This is a genomic window from Bradyrhizobium algeriense, assembly GCF_036924595.1.
GTDB lineage: Bacteria > Pseudomonadota > Alphaproteobacteria > Rhizobiales > Xanthobacteraceae > Bradyrhizobium > Bradyrhizobium algeriense.
In genome coordinates, this window is record NZ_JAZHRV010000001.1 from 5,486,856 (window position 1) to 5,502,942 (window position 16,087).

The following is a 16,087-nucleotide window of genomic DNA, read 5'->3' on the forward strand; positions in this document are numbered from 1 at the left end:
GGCGGACTTCAGGCTCGATCCCGCACGCGCAACAATTCGTTGCGTCATGTTATGGCAAAGTCGATATCGCTTGCCAAGCAACCGCGGGCAATCCCGCGGCGCAGGGCAGCATTGCGGTGGTGCTATTCCCGCACCGGCACCCAGATCTCCAGCCCGCCATTGCCGGTAGCCGGATCGAACTTCTCGTCGTATCGCTCGAAGAACGGCGCGTCGGCCGCCTTCATGCCTGATATCGGCAGCCAGTGATTCCAGATCGTGTTGACGGTGCGGCGGATGGTCGAGATGTGCTCGGCGTGGGTGAAGACAGCGTACTTCTGTTCGGGAATCCGCACGCGGGCGAACTCGCGCGGCAGGTCGGAGAAGTCGGACACCTCGACGCCGGCGATGTAATCGAAATTGCCGGAATCGTCGCCATTGCAGCAGACGCCGTAGGCGACCTTGCCGACGCGGTCCGGAATTTCGTCGACCTTCTGGTGGAAGCGCTGCCATTGATTGGGAATACCGGCGCCGCCGTTTTCATGCGTGCAACGTTCGCTGATACCGGCGATCAGCAACGGCCTGGAGGTTTCGAAGCGCGGGGGCTTGAGATTGTCGAGCAGGGTTGAATCCATGATGATGGGCTCCTGAAGCTTGAGACGATCGAGGCACGTTGCGGCGCGGACCGCTTCGGGCGTGATGCCGAAATGGTCGCGGAACGCGCGGGTGAAAGCTTCGTGAGAGCTGTAGTCCGCATCCAGCGCGAGGCTGAGGATGTCGGGCGCGCCGGCCGCGAGTGCCTGCGCGGCCTTGGTCAGCCTGCGGGCACGCACATAGCGCATGACCGAAAACCCGGTGGCGGCGGCAAACGCCCGCACCAGATGGAAGCGCGAAACGCCGGCAACGCCGGCGATCTCATCAAGCGTCAGCGGCTTGGCGAGATGGCTTTCGATGTACCAGAGCGCTTTCTGGGCCGGATTCATGACTGACAGCCTTCATGCGAAGCGTCCGCATTATGATCTGATGCTGCGCGCTTCATTTGACAGTCCTTGCTCTGCGTTCCTGCCGCTGACAATGTATCGGAGCGCGATGGGAGGGAACCATGCTGATCACCAATGTCAGGGCGCACCATATCCGCATCCCCTATGACGCCGGGGTGGCGAGCTTCAGGCAAGGCGCGTCCGCCATATCCGCGCTGGAAATCGTCATGGTCGAGGTTTCCACCGATGCCGGCATCACCGGTTGGGGCGATGCCTTTGCGTATGTCTGTCCACGGACAACATACACTGCCATCGAGGAAATGATCGCGCCGCAGGCGCAAGGCCTCGAGGTTCCCGACGCGGCTGATATTCCCGCCTTCATGGAACAGATCCAGCGCAACCTGCATCTGTTCGGCCGCTATGGCATCACCATGTTCGCGATATCGGCGCTCGACATCGCGCTGTGGGACCTTGCCGCCAAAGCGAAGGGCGTGCCGTTGCATCGGATGATCGGCGCGGCGAAACGCACCCGGATTCCTGCCTATGCAAGCCTGCTGCGGATCGGCAAACCCGAATTGATCGCAAGCGAATGCGAGACCGCGCTGCGGCGGGGTTACAAGGCAATCAAATTGCATGAGACCACAACGCCTGCGGTATTTGCCGCGCGGCAAGCGATCGGTCCCGGTATTCCGTTGATGGTCGACCTGAACTGCCCGCTGAATGGCGAGGCTGCGATCGCATTCGCGCATTCCTGCCGCGACGCCGCGCCGATGTTCATCGAAGAGCCGGTCTGGCCGCCGGAGGATTTTGCAACGCTTGCCGAAGTGCGAACCAAAGGCGGGCTCAACGTTGCAGCCGGCGAGAATGCCTGCACGGTGCATCAGTTCAGGCAGATGATGCAGGCAGGCGCGGTAAGCCATGCGCAACCCTCCGTCATCAAGGTTGGCGGCATCACCGAATATCTGAAAGTCGTAGCTCTGGCCGACGAACTCGGCGTCTGGCTGGCGCCGCATTCGCCGTATTTCGGGCCGGGCTTGCTGGCGACGCTGCAGCTGATGTCGCTGCGCGACGACGCAAGCTTCGTCGAGGTGTTTTACATGAAGCGCGCTGCATGCCTGTGGCGCGGTCGCATCGACGTCGATGCCAACGGCGATGTCGAGGTTCCCCCGGGGCCCGGGCTCGGTTATGAACCGGACAAGGCCGTCATGGAGCAATACCGGGTGTCCTGACCGCGGGGACGGGACGCTACTTCGTGCCGTCCTTCGTCGGGGCCGCATCCTTCGCAGCTGGCGCCGCATCCTTCGCCGCGGGCGGTGCGGCCTTCTTCGCGTCTTCCGCCGCCTTCTGCGCCGACTGCAACTCGCTAACGACCTTCTGCAAGCCAATGACCGCGTTCTTCAGCGCCTCGATCTGCCGGTTACCGACGTCGATCTTCTGCTGATGGTCCATCGTGAGCTTGTTAATCGTCTTCTGCAGGAAGTCGACATTGCTTTGCAGGCAGGAGGTGCGCCGCTCCATGGTTTTTTCCACAGTGCAGATCTCGATGCCGGGAACGTCCTGCGCGTGAACGGTCGCCGGCCATGAAACCATCAGCAGCGCGAAAGCGGCAAAGGTGATCCTGGCCATCGAAGCAATCATCAAATCCTCATTCAACCGCATCTAGCGCGGGGAACGTCCATCACGGCAATTTGCACGAAGCAAACCGCCCACCCCAGTGATACCATACTGATACCTCATTCAGGCGTTGTGCTTCATCCTGTTAACGGTGGATGGATTTTGCCGCGCGCCTCAAACGGCCGCAGCAATGGAGATTGATTATATGGCAACGCGTGAAAAGCGGCTGGCGCAGTTCGACGGGAACGGGGCTCCGCCGCCCGACCAGCCGGTGGAAGTTCTTTGCGAGGATCACAGCGGAACCTATCAACTGCCCTTCGCCTGCCGCTGGATCGATGGTCAATGGCGCAATGACAGGACCGGCGGCATGGTCGAGGCCACGGTGGTCGGATGGCGGCTGCCACGCTCCAGCGCGATCTGAGCTTTGGCGCAACCGAAAATGGCCCCTCGCATTGTGCCAGAATGCGACGGAACCGCGCGTGATCTTTACGTTCGGAACGGCGATGGAACGAATCGCGCCCGAATCACTGATTTAGCGCCGTACTCCGTTGTTCACGGCTAGATGTCGTCCGCAATCCGAAGCGGCGCACCACATCCAGCACCACAACAATCGGCCGCAGCCAGCGGCCGACGACAAAGGTTAATTCCTCGGGCGACGACATAGCGGTCACTTCCAGGGGGTCGGCGGCGGCACCTTGTCGACGGCCGGCGGCACGTCGACAGTCCTGAAATCGGCCGGGCTGACGATCTCGAGATACTCCATGTCCTCCGAGTAGTCGTACAGGTAGTGCGTGATGCCGGGCCGCTGGTGGACGACGTCGCCGGCCTGCACCAGGGTCGACTTGTCCTCATACATGAAGCGCGCCCAGCCCTTGGTCATGATCACGATCTGGAATTCGCATTCGTGCTTGTGCCAGCCGGTACCCTCTTCCGGAGGCAAGTCAGGGTTGGCTTTGACCAGATGGCAAATCACCTGCCCGCCGGTGGCGTCGGCGATGCCGAGATCGCGATACAGGAAGAAGTCGCGCAGACCCCCGCCCTTGAATTCGGTATCGCCGGGTTTGACGTGAGAGAATTTGCTGACAACAGCCTGCTTGTTCATGGAAGCCTCCACGGTTCTTGTTCGCGAGATCGCGACCGGCGAAGGCGTCCAAATTTTCGGCAGCGTCGCATCGTCGCATTCACGGCTGCATGTTGCTATGCGAAATCCGCGCCACGCGCGCTGCAGTGCGGCGATCGCACCGGCATCGGCGCACCGAACCGCTTGGCCGCAAGCAGCAATCCGGTTTCAGCCGCCTGCGAATGACGGCCAGGTGGCCGGTCGCGCCGCGCTCACGGCTGGCACCGGCTTGAGCAAGGGCTGCCCGTTGCCTGAGCCCTTCAAGCGGGCAAGGCCGCGCCAAGCCTGCCTAATATTCGACCTCGAGCTCTTCGATGTCGGCGGGCTCCACCTTGGCGGCCTCGATCCATTCTTGCATTTCGGGCATCGCCATGATGGTGCTGGCGTAGGCCGCAAGCCGTGGTTCGAGCTTCACGTCATAGGTCATGAAGCGGGTGACGACGGGCGCATACATCGCATCCGCCATGGTGCGTTCGCCGAACAGGAACGGCCCGCCTGACTCCGCGAGGCACTCGCGCCAGATGGTGCAGACCCGGTCGATATCGGCCTGTGCGCGCGACCAGATCTTGAAGCCCGGGAAATGGCCCTTCAGGTTGACCGGCAGCGAGGCGCGCAGCGTGGTGAAGCCGGAATGGATTTCGCCACAGATCGAGCGGCAATGCGCACGCTGGATGCGGTCCGCCGGCAACAGGCCGGCGTCCGGCATGACCTCGTTGAGGTATTCCGCAATCGCCAGCGTATCCCAGACGGTGGCGCCGTCATGGCGCAGGCACGGCACCAGGATCGACGACGACAGCAGCAGGATTTCGGCCCGCGCCGACGCATCGTCGGGGGCAGTGACGACCTCCTCGAATTCCAGCCCTGAGAATTTCGCCAACAGCCAGCCGCGCAGCGACCAGGACGAGTAATTCTTGCTGGAAATGGTCAGTGTGGTCTTCGCCATATGGCCTTCCCTCGAACCCCAAAACGCCCCCGCGCAGGCATGGGCAGCCAGCCGCGCCGCCGCCCAATGCCTGTGCGTCAGGCATTTGCGGAGCAAGCCACGTGCCAGTTTTAGAGGCGGCCGGGCCGGCTCTGGCGTCGATATTGCATGGTATCACCGGACGGGGGCGGACGTGAATGATGTCAATGATGTACCAGGCCTATCAGAACCACATGGACCTGACGTCGCCGTGGCGGACCGGGGCCGCGGCGGGGCTGAAATATCTCAATCTGGTGCCGCAGGGCGTCTCCGACAGGTTATTTCGCCGGCTCGCCGCTTCGCTCGAATTGATTTCGCGCTCCTCGCTGACCTATGCGCGGCCGGCCTATGGCATCGACAAGATACTGGTCGGCAATCAGGAGCTGGAGGTAACCGAGGAAGTCACCTTCGCCACCCCGTTCGGGTCGCTGCTGCATTTCAAGAAGGAGAGCGCGCCGGAGCAGCCGCGGCTGTTGCTGGTAGCGCCGATGTCCGGCCATTTCGCCACCCTGTTGCGCGGCACCGTCAAGACGCTGCTGCAGGACCACGACGTCTACATCACCGACTGGCACAATCCGCGCGACATTCCACTTGGCCACGGCCGCTTCGGGCTGGAGGACTACACCGACCACCTGATCACCTTCCTCGACAAGATCGGTCCGCGCGCGCACATGGTGGCGATCTGCCAGCCGTCGGTATCGGCGCTGGCCGCCGCCGCGGTCATGTCGGAAGACAACCACCCGGCCCGCCCGGCGACGCTGACCCTGATGGCCGGGCCGATCGACACGCGGATCCAGCCGACCAAGGTCAACGGATTCGCCAAGAGCAAGCCGATCAACTGGTTCGAAAAAAACCTGATCAACTACGTGCCGGTGCAATGCAAGGGCGCGTTCCGCAGGGTCTATCCCGGCTTCGTGCAGCTCACGGCCTTCGTATCGATGAATCTGGAGCGCCACATCAAGCAGCACATCGACCTCGCCAATCACCTGGCGAAGGGCGAGAAAGAGAAGGCGGAAATCATCAAGAGCTTCTACGACGAGTATTTCGCCGTAATGGACCTGCCCGCGGAATTCTACATCGAGACCGTGCGCGATGTATTTCAGGAGCACCTGTTGCCGCAGGGAAAGCTGATGCATCGCGGCCGGCCGGTGAACCCGGCCTCGATCAGGCGCATGGGCCTGATGACGGTCGAGGGCGAAAAGGACGACATCTGCTCGATCGGCCAGACGCTGGCGGCGCAGGACCTCTGCACCGGCGTGCGCGCCTATCGCAAGGTGCACCACATGCAGGCCGGCGTCGGCCATTACGGCGTGTTTTCCGGCAGGCGCTGGAACAACGAAATCTATCCGCTGCTGCGGGATTTCGTGCACGTGAATTCGTAAGGCGGCGGACTGCTCTATCCCCGTCATTGCGAGCGAAGCGAAGCAATCCATCGCTCCGCATGCTCGGAGGGACGGATTGCTTCGTCGCTGCGCTCCCTTGCGCAAACGCTTCGCGTTTGTCGCAGGCAATGACGTGGAGGCTCTAGCCGCCTCCTCCTTCGCACGCTAACATCCTCTCAAGGCCGACCTTCAAGAGTCGTCCCGGGGAGAAACCACCATGCGTCTTTCAATCAACCTTCGCGCCTTCACGCTCGCCGTTCTCAGCGTACTCCTGCTGACCGTCACGGCCGGCGCTGCCGAGGTGCACGTGATGATCTCGGGCGGACTGTCGGCGGCCTACAAGGCGCTGGTTCCTGAATTTGAGCGTGCGACGGGCCACAAGGTGCTGACCGCCTACGGGCCGTCGATGGGCACGACGACCAACGCCATTCCGGTGCGGCTGGAGCGCGGCGAGCCTGCGGACGTCCTGATCATGGTCGGTTATGCGCTCGACGATCTCGCCAGGAAGGGAAAGGCGATCGCCGACAGCAAGGTCGATCTCGTCAAATCGCCGATCGGGGTCGCGGTGAAATCGGGGACGCCGAAGCCGGATATCAGCACACCCGATGCGCTCAAGCGCGCGCTGCTGGCGGTGAAGACCGTCGCCTATTCCGACAGCGCCAGCGGCGTCTATGTCTCGACCGAGATGTTCGGCAAGCTCGGCATCGCCGACGAAATGAAGGACAAGGCCAGGAAGATTCCGGCCACTCCCGTCGGCGAGATCGTCGCGCGCGGCGACGCCGAGATCGGCTTCCAGCAGATGAGCGAATTGAAGCCGGTGGAAGGCATCGACATCGTCGGTCCCTTGCCGGACGAGTTGCAGAAGATCACGGTGTTTTCCGCAAGCATCGCCACCGTCTCCAAGGAGCCTGACGCCGGCAAGGCGCTGATCAAGTTCCTCGCCTCGCCCGCCGCCCGCCCTGAGATCGTCAAGAGCGGCATGGACCCGATACCGGCGGGCGCGACGAACTAAGGCACCGCAGAGCCTGGACACAAAATCGCGAAAACAACCCCATGCAAAGTAGGGCTTGCGCCCCACGAAAAGCTAGACGCGGACCGGGGCGCTCTACCGATGCATCCCGTGCTGCATGGCAAGCAGCACGATCACGGCGAGCGCCAGCACGACGGTCGTGCACTTCCAGAACAGCAGCGGGTTGCGCTCGATCAGCGGCGTCGATGATGTGGCGAGATAGTTCGCATTGGGATGACGCAGGTCGAACAGGAACTCCGAAAAACTGTCATAGCGCTTATATGGATTGGGATGCACGGCCTTCTCGAGCGTGCCGTCGATCCATTGCGGCACCTCGCGGTCGCCATGCGACGCCGGACGGTAGACCAGCCTGTTGAACTGCGATCGCGTTCGCGCATTCGCGATCTGCGAACCGTAAGGCAGCTTTCCCGTCAACATCTGATAGGTGATGACACCGAGCGAGAACAGGTCGGAGCGGGACGTCGCCGGCTCGCCGAGAAAATATTCGGGTGCGGTGTATTGCTGCGTGCCGAGAATGTCGTCGTGCATGCCGGATGGTTCGGCCTCGACGACGCCGGTGATTTTCGTCGAACCGAAGTCGATGATCTTCACCGTGCCCGTGGTGTCGATCATGATGTTGTCGGGCCTGATGTCCTGGTGCAGCATCTCCTTGCGGTGGAAGGCGCGCAGCCCTTTTGCAATTTGCTCGACGATGCCACGCACGGTTTCCAGCCCTGGTTTTGGATTGTCGATCATCCATTGCGTCAGCGTTTGGCCGTCGATGTATTCGGTCGTGACATAGAGGAAATTGCGCTTGCGCTGCAGCAGGCAGGGTTTCAGGACATGCGGGCTGTCGATCCGCCGCGCCACCCACTCCTCCATCATGAACCGCTTCAAATAGGCGGGATCGTCGCGCAGATCGATCGACGGAATTTTTATGGTAACCACGGCGTCGGTTTCGATATCGACGGCAAGATAGATGTGGCTGCGGCTGGAGCCGTGCAGCTCGCGGACGATCCGGTAGCCGTCGAATACCGCCCGTGCCTCGAGCAGCGGCGGCAGCGGCAACTCATGCGGCTGCGCGAACACTTCGGCCGCGGCGCCGTCCGGCACTTGATCGATGCGGACGATCTGGACGGTGAGATTGTCCTTGCTGCCGGCTTCAAGGGCCTGGTCGACAACCGCCTTGGCGGCGGCGTCGAGATCGGCGCCGCCTTCGTTCACCGCCTTTGCCATGCGGCGTGCGCTGAGATGCTCGTAGATGCCGTCGGTCGCGAGCACAAAGACGTCGCCCGGCTCGAGCCGCAGCATCTGGTAGTCGATCTCGATTTGCGGATTTACGCCGAGCGCCCGGCCGAGATAGCTCTGCTGCGAGGAGATGACGATGCGGTGGTCGTTGGTCAGTTGCTCCAGCGTGTTGCCGGAGAGACGATAGATGCGGGAATCGCCGATGTGAAAGAGATGTGCTGTGGTCGATTTGATGACCATGGCGGAAAGCGTACAGACGTAACCGCGGTCCTTGTCATAGGCATACTGGCTGCGCGTCTGCGAATGCAGCCAGGAATTGGTCGCCTCCAGCACGCGCTGCGCCGAGGTGCGCACCGACCAGGACTCCGAGGTGCAGTAATAGTCGGTCAAAAACCCCTTGACCGCCGATTCCGCGGCGACCCGGCTGACCTTGCTTGTGCTGATGCCGTCGGCCAGCACGATGGAAATGCCCTTGAGGCTGAGCAGCGGCTCGTCCGGTATCAGGACGCCATGGAAATCCTGGTTGGTTTCCTTGAAGCCCTTATCGGAAAACTGTCCGACCGATATTTTCAGCTCACGCGGCATTCCCGGCTTTCACGACAATGGGCCCCTCCCCTTGCGAGGAGAGGCCCATCCTCATCTTAAGATCAAGCGGCAATGCGCGAGGACGGCCGCGAAGATGCCGCAGCCGACGCGCTGCGCGACGGGCCGGTCTTGATGTGGGTCGCGTACAGCGTCAGCCCGGTGAAGGCGAGACCGCCGACGAGGTTACCGATGACGGTCGGGATCTCGTTCCAGAAAATATAATCCCACCAGGTGAACTTGCCGCCGAGCAACAGGCCGGACGGGAACAGGAACATGTTCACGATGGAATGCTCGAAGGTCATGAAGAAGAACAGCATGATCGGCATCCACATCGCGATCACCTTGCCGCTGACGTGCGTGGAAATCATCGCGCCGACGACGCCGGCGGAAACCATCCAGTTGCAGAGCATGCCGCGGACGAACAGCGTCAGCATGCCGGCCGCGCCATGATTGGCATAGCCGACGGTGCGGCTCTCGCCGATCGTGCCGATCACCTGACCGACCTTGTCCGGTGGCTGCGACCAGCCGAAGGTGAAAACGATCGCCATCATGACGGCGACCGTGAAGGCGCCGGCGAAATTGCCGATGAAGACGAGGCCCCAGTTGCGCAGCACGCCGCCAAGCGTCACGCCAGGGCGCTTGTCGATCAGCGCCAACGGCGCCAGCACGAACACGCCGGTGAGCAAGTCGAAGCCAAGCAGATACAACATGCAGAAGCCGACCGGGAACAGCGCGGCGCCGACGATCGGCACGCCGGTCTGCACGTTGATGGTGATCGCAAACGCCGCGGCGAGCGCGAGGATCGCACCGGCCATGTAGGCGCGGATGACCGTATCGCGCGTCGACATGAAGATTTTGGATTCTCCGGCGTCGACCATCTTGGTCACGAATTCCGAAGGCGCGAGATAGGCCATTCCAGTTCCCCTTTCGAGACAACGTTGAAGCGCGCCGGATGCTGCGCAGCCGTGCACCGATTAAGTGAAAAATCTTGCCGTCCTCGTGCGCGACAAATCCCGCGCCGCCTTTGAACGGCACAGAACGACGCAGGTCACGCCCGATCAGGAACTGGAGATGCGCGAGCTATCGTGAGGTGGTCCCGAAGACTGCTCGAAGCGCCTCACGCGAGGCCGCTTGATCCCAACGGCCTTCGGCCAACGCTGGCCTTGGCACTCCGAACGGACGGCAGTCGTCATTGACTGAGACAGGATTAAGCAATCGATGTGCCAACCCGAAATCTGGCCGCGGGCTCAAAAAAGAGCGTATTTTTACGTGGTTATGGCCCTATCGCAGGATATCTCGATTAGGGCTGATGCCTTGTATTTGTGCAGTTGCACAGATGTTGCGCCTGCCGCGCAGCCCGCCCTATCAGTCATTCCGGGGCACGCACGGCGTGGGCCGGAATCGATTTCGGTACGTTCGAGGCTCAATGGATTTGGGCTTCGCTGCTTTGCTTCGCCCCGGAATGACGTAAGGACTATCCTGAGACCTCGACGGTCAGCCGGCCTCAAAGATTGGAAGGTGCAACGATGAGAGACAAGATCAGCCTGACCGACAAGCTGGCCACGTTCAATGAGTATTGGTCGCCAAGAACCGTTGCGCAACTCAATGACTATGACGTCATGGTCGTGAAGGTGAAGGACGAGTTCGTCTGGCACAAACACGATGACACAGATGATTTTTTTCTCGTCCTGAAGGGAGTTCTCGACATCCAGTTGCGCGACCGAACAATCACGATCGGCCCCGGCGAAATGTACATCGTGCCAAAGGGCGTCGAGCATCGCCCAGTCGCCCGCGAGGAAGTACACCTGTTGCTCATCGAACCCACCGGAACGCCAAATACCGGCGATGCCAAAACGGCGGCGCCACGCAAGACTGCATAGCGCATCAGGTCTCCGTGTGTGACTTCGCGACATATTGCGCCGCCGCGCAAGCTTGGCCGCTCACGGGGCAACGCGGACATTAACCGGCCGATAGTCCTGGCTGAATCAGCCGAAAATGACCCTGAGCGGTCCTTACCCTCTCGTCACACCAGCCAGCGCATTCCTAGTAGATGCGTTCGCAACGTCATGATCGCCGGCGGCGTTTTCGATGCGACCCGTGACTGGTGGCCGTGTGGGTCTTCTTGGACGGGTGCAACGCGAATGCCGCGCGGCGCGACCATTTCCGTGGCAGTCGATCCCTTAACTAAAATCGAACGTCATTAGAGCGGTAGCGGTGTTGCAATTTCAGGTGGAATCCCGTACCGGTACGCCGGAACGTAAAGGGAAAATTGTGCGCAAAAGTTTTTGCTTTGTCCTGTCGGCTATGCTGACCGGAAGTGTGGCCACTATCGCAAACGCCCAAACGGGAAGTCCGCAACAAAAACCGATTCCCCCTAGCCTGATCAAGGACTGTAAGGCCCATCTTGCAAAGGAAGACCCAAGGACCAAAATCGTCGGACCCTTTGCTCCTGCGCGGTTTGCCAATATCTTCGGTGGCTGGGCCGGGCAATTAGGAATCGTTATCATCGCGGCCCCTGCAAGAATCGATCCCCCTACAAGTTTAGTGACGGTAAAAAGCTGGGTGGGCTGTGTATATGATCCCGAGAATAAGGTGAATCCCAAGGACGGAGGGCTCGTGCTTCGAAAGGTGATCGGCTTTGCCGACTTTCCGAAGCGAACCAAATTGGAGCCGGGGGAAGCGCCTTAGCCAAGATCAGGCTTGAAGTCCGCCGCCTTGCCTCCACGTTTATTCGCTATCCCGCCGTGCAAACGCGGCAAGTGCACTCCCTCGACAATTCCGCAAGTGGCCCTTCGCGACATACTGCGCCGCCACGCCAGCTTGGGCGCTCACGGGGCAAAGCGGAAATAATCTTCGCGGCGTCACGCCACCGAGTTTATGGATGCATGGCCTACTTCGTCTGCGTCCGCACCGGCCGATCCTTCAGGCCGTTATTGTCATAGGCGTTGCGTAGCGTGCCGTCGGCGATCGCTTCGTTCAGAAACTTCACCGCAAACGCCAGCGAGAGCGGATGATTGGGCGGCACCGCGACCGCCGTGACGGTCTGCTTGAAGGTTTCGTCGAGCACGCGGGTGCCCGGGATCTGTTTTGCCATGGCGTTGAGCTGGTCGCGCGACAGCGCGAACGCGTCGATCTCGCCCGCTTTGAGCAGGCCGAAGATCTCGTCGTAGGTCTGGTAGCCCGTGACCTCAGCGTTCTTCAGATGCGCGATCGCGCCGCGCATCGTGGTCGTGTTGTTGACCGCGGCGACCTTGATCCCGGGCTGGTCGAGCGCTGCGAAATTCGTGATCGGCGAGCCTGGCTTGACGATGTAGGTCGCGTCCGCGACCTCATAGATCGGCCCGAACGACATCCTGCCCTCACGTTCCGGATCTTTCGGCAGGAAGGTGACGTCCCAGGTGCCCTTCGACGCCGCATCGACGATCTGTCCGGAATTGTTGTGTGCGACATATTCGACGGGCACGCCAAGTTGCTCTGCCATCGCCTTGCCGAGATCGACCGGCACGCCGGCATAGCCGGTTTCGGTTTTGGTCGACCAGAACGCGCCACCGGCCGGACTGATCGCAATCGCCACCCGCAGCTTGCCGGTCGGCGCGATCTCGTCCTTCAAGGCATCGGCGGCGGCGGGCGTCATCATCATCACTGTCAATCCCAGCAAGAGACCGGCCATTCCCGGCAATGGTTGATTGAACATCGGGCGCTCCTTCCCCAGCCGGCGGCTGGCGTCGCTCTCACCCCCTCACGGGGCGATCAGCGCTTCTTTTTCTTTGCCGCAGCGGGGCCTTTTGGTGCCGCTGCAGCCGGCGTTGCCGGATCGGCCGTTTCAAACTTGCCGATCGCAATGATCTGGACGCGCGCATTGGCAGGCGACGCCGGACGATTGACATCCTGCAACTGTTCTTCGCCGAGTCCAAGGGCCTGCAATCGCTTCGGTGCAACCTTGAAGGTGTTCACCAGCACATCCCGGACCGATTCGGCGCGCCGCTGGCTCAGGATCAGATTGTGGTCGCGTCTTCCGGCAGACTCGACATGATCGACGATCAGATAGCGATAGGGTCGCGTCTTCGGATCTGTGAGCGCGTCGGCGATGCTGCCGATCGTCTGGTAGGAGGCCGGCCGGATCAGGGACGAGTCCTGGTCGAACACGACGTCGAAACGGATTTGCGGCAGTTTGGTCAGTTGGGGCGCGATCGGCGGCCGCTTTTGCGGCTGGGCATCGGCCCTCGCCTTGATGCGGTCGGCAGCCTGCTGGCGCAGGGCCGTCAGATCGATATCCGACTCGGCCTCAACGGCAAGCTTCTCAATGATATCGCCAGTCGACGTCGCCGTTTGCGCGCGTGCGGCCGTCGGCAAGACAAACAGGGCCACGGCGCCCAGCACGAGAGCGATACCGCGCGGCTTCTTTCCCCAAAGCATCAGCGATACCCCGCTGCGCTAATCGCCTTGTTGCAGTTCGGGGTCGCCTTCTTGGTCGACTCCAACAGGCATTGCAGACCCTTGACGGGGTCCTGCCGAACCTCGCCGCACAGGTGTTTCAATTCCCAATTGCACAGCTTTACAAGCGAGGTGCGCGCGGTAATGCGCTGCTGGATCGCCCCGAGCGCCTGGGGATAATCGGCCTTGCACTTCGCCGACACCACGTCCTGGTTGCGGCCCAGGCACTCCTTCAGGCGCGTCGCGTCGAGATTGACGCCGCGGCAATTGTCATCGATGTCCTTGCCGCAGCTCGCGGCCAGCATGGCCGCGGCCTCCTCGAATTTCATGGACTGCTGCGCCGCCGCCAGCGAGGGCACCAATATCGCAATGATGAACAGGAAAAGCCGGATTCGGGTCATGCCCGCACCTCACACAAGGAGGGTGGCGATGGTCAAGTGTTCTGTTTGATATGGCTGCATTACCCCTGAGCTATTGCGCCGCAGCAAATCGTCGCGGGTAGCCCGGGGGCATCAGGCCCCGATATCCAGTAACGCCATGCCCAGCCGCCGGCACCATGACGGAATGATGACGCCATGAGTTCGACAGCCGGCTGCCGTCGATCGAATCACCTTCTGTTTTGAGCATGATCTCCGCGCAAACGCGTTCCGCGTTTGTCGCGAGGGAAAACCAGTTCCCACTTTCCGGATCATGCTCTACGGCGCGGTCTGCGCCGCCGGCACCTTGATCTCCTGCGGCAGGATGAGCGCCGCCACGATCACCAGCAGGCACAGCGCGCCGAACGCCTGCAGCATGGTGGCGAAGCCGCCTCTTTCATAGAGCCACGCCACCAGGCCGACGGATGCGCCCGCCGCGGTAAAGCCGATGAAGTAGCGCACCGAATAGGCGCGCGAACGCCATTCCTCGCTGGTGTATTTGCCGACCATGGCGTCGTTGACGGTGACCTGCCCAAACGCGCCCATCACGATGCCGATGGAGGCGATGATCAGCGGCAGGTTCGACAGCGTCGCCGCGAAATACATGAACGGCGCCAGCAAAAACGACAGCGGCAGCATCACGGTCTTCAGCGAATAATGATCGATCAACTTGCCGATGGTATACTGCGTCATCGCGCCGAAGACATAGACGCCGGCCGCGATGACCCCGAGCAACGCCGGGCTGTCGGTCACGCCGGCCAGCCGCTCAGCGAACAGTTTCGGCATCGCCACGGTAATGGCGTTAAACGTGGTGGATATCGCGATCACCACGATCAGCAAAGCCAGCAACACCCGCCACATGTCCTCTTTCGCCACCTTGGCCTGCGCCGCCGCCTGCCTGCTGCCGGTTCGGTCCTCGTGCACCACTATCAGCGCAAAGGCCACGCCGATCAGCATGGTGACGATGCCCGGGACGATAAAGGCCCAGCGCCAGCCGAGATATTGCCCGATCACCCCGGTGACCAGCGCCGAAGACGCCACGCCGAGATTGCCCCAGACGCCGTTCAGGCCCATCTCCCGGCCGAGCTTGTCGGCATAGGAAACGATCATCGCGGTGCCGACGGGATGATAGATCGAGGCGAACAGGCCGATCGCCAGCAGCGCCGCGCCGAGCTGCAGCGGCGTTTGCACAAAGCCGACCGCGACCATCGACGCGCCGATACCCAAAAAGAAGATCACCATCATGTGGCGGCGGCTCCAGCGGTCGCCGAGCCAGCCGGTGATCAGCGAGCCCGCGCCAAAGGCGACGAAGCCCGGGGTGGCGTAAGGCAATAGTTCCGAATAGGCCATGCCGAGCGCCGGCCCCATGATGATGACGGCTGCGGCAAAGATCAGCATCGCATAATGGTCGATGAAATGGGCGGCGTTGACGAAAGTGATCACCCGGCTGGGGCTGTTCATGGTCGATTCCCGAATCCCGCAATTTTCTGAAATAGGTTATACGGGGTTGTCCTGACGGGATGTCGCCAATGAATATCGCCGAAAAGCCAATTGCCGCCATTATCGGCCGCCTCACCTCGACCGGCGACGGCATCCACATGATCGCCAACAGCTACAAGAAGGGCTTCCGGATCCACACCCACATGCACCGCGAGGCGCAACTGGTGTATGCGGCGAAGGGGACGATGCAGGTGACGACGCCGAAAGGCCGCTGGCTGGTGCCGCCGGACCGCGCGGTGTGGGTGCCTGCGCTGTCGGAGCATGCGATCGACGTGCTCGCCGATATCGAGATGCGGACGCTCTATTTCGAACTGGACTGGCTGCAGCGCGAAGCGCGCAGCCACAGCCTGGATGCGGAATTCGTGGTGCGGGTGTCGCCGCTGCTGCATCAGACCATACTCGCACTGTTCGACGATCGCGGCGACCGCGAGCGAACGGAGCTTCTATTGCGGCTCGCAATGATGGAGCTGGACCAGGCGGAGGATTCCGCGACCTTCATCCCGCTGCCGCGCGAGCCGCGCTGCCGGCGCGCTGCCGACATCGTGCTGGCGGACCCGACCGGCGACCACGAGATAGAAACGCTGGCGCAGGAGGTCGGCACCTCGGTGCGGACGCTGTCGCGGCTGTTCTCGTCGGAGACGCAATTGAGCTTCAAGAGCTGGTGCCAGCGCGCCCGCATCGCTGCCGCGATCGAGAAGCTGTCGACGGAGGCGAGCGTCTCGGTCAAGCAGCTTGCCTCGGATCTGGGCTATGCGAGTGTGCCTGCGTTTTCCCATGCCTTCCGGCAGGTTACCGGAAAAACGCCGACGGAATTTGCGGGGAAGGAGTAAACGCTCGACTTAGAGGCATGACATATTTACGT

The 16,087-nt window shown here is 61.7% G+C and carries 18 protein-coding genes; 7 read left to right on the top strand and 11 right to left on the bottom strand.

The genetic code is table 11. The annotated features are described in order from the left end of the window. Positions 1-122: 122 nt before the first annotated feature. Positions 123-959: an AraC family transcriptional regulator gene (locus tag V1286_RS26560; RefSeq protein WP_334484580.1), complete on the bottom strand. Its 837-nt coding sequence runs from the start codon at positions 957-959 to the stop codon at positions 123-125. A gap of 119 nt (positions 960-1,078) precedes the next feature. Between V1286_RS26560 and V1286_RS26565 the strand changes: the two genes are divergently transcribed. After that, positions 1,079-2,185 carry a mandelate racemase/muconate lactonizing enzyme family protein gene (locus V1286_RS26565; RefSeq protein WP_334484583.1) on the top strand — a complete coding sequence of 369 codons (1,107 nt, stop codon included), beginning with the start codon at positions 1,079-1,081 and terminating at the stop codon, positions 2,183-2,185. A gap of 16 nt (positions 2,186-2,201) precedes the next feature. Here V1286_RS26565 and V1286_RS26570 read toward each other — a convergent pair whose 3' ends face one another. After that, positions 2,202-2,594: a hypothetical protein gene (locus V1286_RS26570; RefSeq protein ID WP_417021186.1), complete on the bottom strand. Its 393-nt coding sequence runs from the start codon at positions 2,592-2,594 to the stop codon at positions 2,202-2,204. Positions 2,595-2,775: 181 nt separating this feature from the next. On the opposite strand from V1286_RS26570, the gene V1286_RS26575 reads away from it, so the two are divergent. Further along, complete coding sequence (locus tag V1286_RS26575) at positions 2,776-2,991, top strand: hypothetical protein (protein WP_334484585.1); 216 nt, start codon at positions 2,776-2,778, stop codon at positions 2,989-2,991. A gap of 103 nt (positions 2,992-3,094) precedes the next feature. On the opposite strand, the gene V1286_RS26580 is transcribed toward V1286_RS26575, so the two are convergent. From V1286_RS26580 to V1286_RS26590, 3 genes are all read right to left on the bottom strand, one after another. Then, positions 3,095-3,232: a hypothetical protein gene (locus tag V1286_RS26580; protein WP_334484588.1), complete on the bottom strand. Its 138-nt coding sequence runs from the start codon at positions 3,230-3,232 to the stop codon at positions 3,095-3,097. Between the two features lie 5 nt (positions 3,233-3,237). After that, positions 3,238-3,672: a cupin domain-containing protein gene (locus V1286_RS26585; RefSeq protein WP_108518933.1), complete on the bottom strand. Its 435-nt coding sequence runs from the start codon at positions 3,670-3,672 to the stop codon at positions 3,238-3,240. 307 nt (positions 3,673-3,979) lie between these two features. Continuing rightward, a complete protein-coding gene (locus V1286_RS26590; RefSeq protein ID WP_334484591.1) occupies positions 3,980-4,633 on the bottom strand; it encodes a glutathione S-transferase family protein in 654 nt (217 codons plus the stop codon). A gap of 176 nt (positions 4,634-4,809) precedes the next feature. On the opposite strand from V1286_RS26590, the gene V1286_RS26595 reads away from it, so the two are divergent. Continuing rightward, on the top strand, positions 4,810-6,033 hold the full coding sequence (locus V1286_RS26595; protein ID WP_334484594.1) for a polyhydroxyalkanoate depolymerase: 1,224 nt from the start codon (positions 4,810-4,812) through the stop codon (positions 6,031-6,033). 217 nt (positions 6,034-6,250) lie between these two features. Further along, a complete protein-coding gene (locus V1286_RS26600) occupies positions 6,251-7,045 on the top strand; it encodes a substrate-binding domain-containing protein (RefSeq protein WP_334484597.1) in 795 nt (264 codons plus the stop codon). Between the two features lie 93 nt (positions 7,046-7,138). Here the strand turns inward: V1286_RS26600 and V1286_RS26605 are convergent, their stop codons facing one another. Together V1286_RS26605 and V1286_RS26610 are read right to left on the bottom strand one after the other, a co-directional pair. Further along, positions 7,139-8,875 (bottom strand): bifunctional protein-serine/threonine kinase/phosphatase, encoded by a 1,737-nt coding sequence (locus tag V1286_RS26605; protein WP_334484599.1) that lies wholly within the window; start codon positions 8,873-8,875, stop codon positions 7,139-7,141. A 62-nt stretch (positions 8,876-8,937) separates the two neighbouring features. Then, entirely contained in the window at positions 8,938-9,789 is an 852-nt protein-coding gene (locus tag V1286_RS26610; RefSeq protein WP_108518943.1) for a formate/nitrite transporter family protein, read from the bottom strand. A 612-nt stretch (positions 9,790-10,401) separates the two neighbouring features. Between V1286_RS26610 and V1286_RS26615 the strand changes: the two genes are divergently transcribed. Then, positions 10,402-10,755: a cupin domain-containing protein gene (locus V1286_RS26615; protein ID WP_334484603.1), complete on the top strand. Its 354-nt coding sequence runs from the start codon at positions 10,402-10,404 to the stop codon at positions 10,753-10,755. A 334-nt stretch (positions 10,756-11,089) separates the two neighbouring features. Then, complete coding sequence (locus tag V1286_RS26620) at positions 11,090-11,563, top strand: hypothetical protein (RefSeq protein ID WP_334484606.1); 474 nt, start codon at positions 11,090-11,092, stop codon at positions 11,561-11,563. 202 nt (positions 11,564-11,765) lie between these two features. Here V1286_RS26620 and V1286_RS26625 read toward each other — a convergent pair whose 3' ends face one another. The 4 genes from V1286_RS26625 to V1286_RS26640 form a co-directional block, all read right to left on the bottom strand. Beyond that, positions 11,766-12,512, bottom strand: coding sequence for an ABC transporter substrate-binding protein (locus V1286_RS26625; protein WP_334489914.1), 747 nt, complete (start codon positions 12,510-12,512; stop codon positions 11,766-11,768). A 113-nt stretch (positions 12,513-12,625) separates the two neighbouring features. Then, entirely contained in the window at positions 12,626-13,291 is a 666-nt protein-coding gene (locus V1286_RS26630; RefSeq protein WP_334484609.1) for an OmpA family protein, read from the bottom strand. Further along, positions 13,291-13,710, bottom strand: a complete 420-nt coding sequence (locus V1286_RS26635; RefSeq protein ID WP_334484613.1) for a hypothetical protein — start codon at positions 13,708-13,710, stop codon at positions 13,291-13,293. Before V1286_RS26635 ends, V1286_RS26630 begins: the two co-directional genes overlap by 1 nt. 294 nt (positions 13,711-14,004) lie before the next feature. Then, complete coding sequence (locus V1286_RS26640; RefSeq protein ID WP_334484616.1) at positions 14,005-15,186, bottom strand: MFS transporter; 1,182 nt, start codon at positions 15,184-15,186, stop codon at positions 14,005-14,007. 68 nt (positions 15,187-15,254) lie between these two features. Here V1286_RS26640 and V1286_RS26645 point away from each other — a divergent pair, with 68 nt between their 5' ends. Further along, a complete protein-coding gene (locus V1286_RS26645; protein WP_334484619.1) occupies positions 15,255-16,055 on the top strand; it encodes an AraC family transcriptional regulator in 801 nt (266 codons plus the stop codon). Positions 16,056-16,087: the final 32 nt, after the last annotated feature.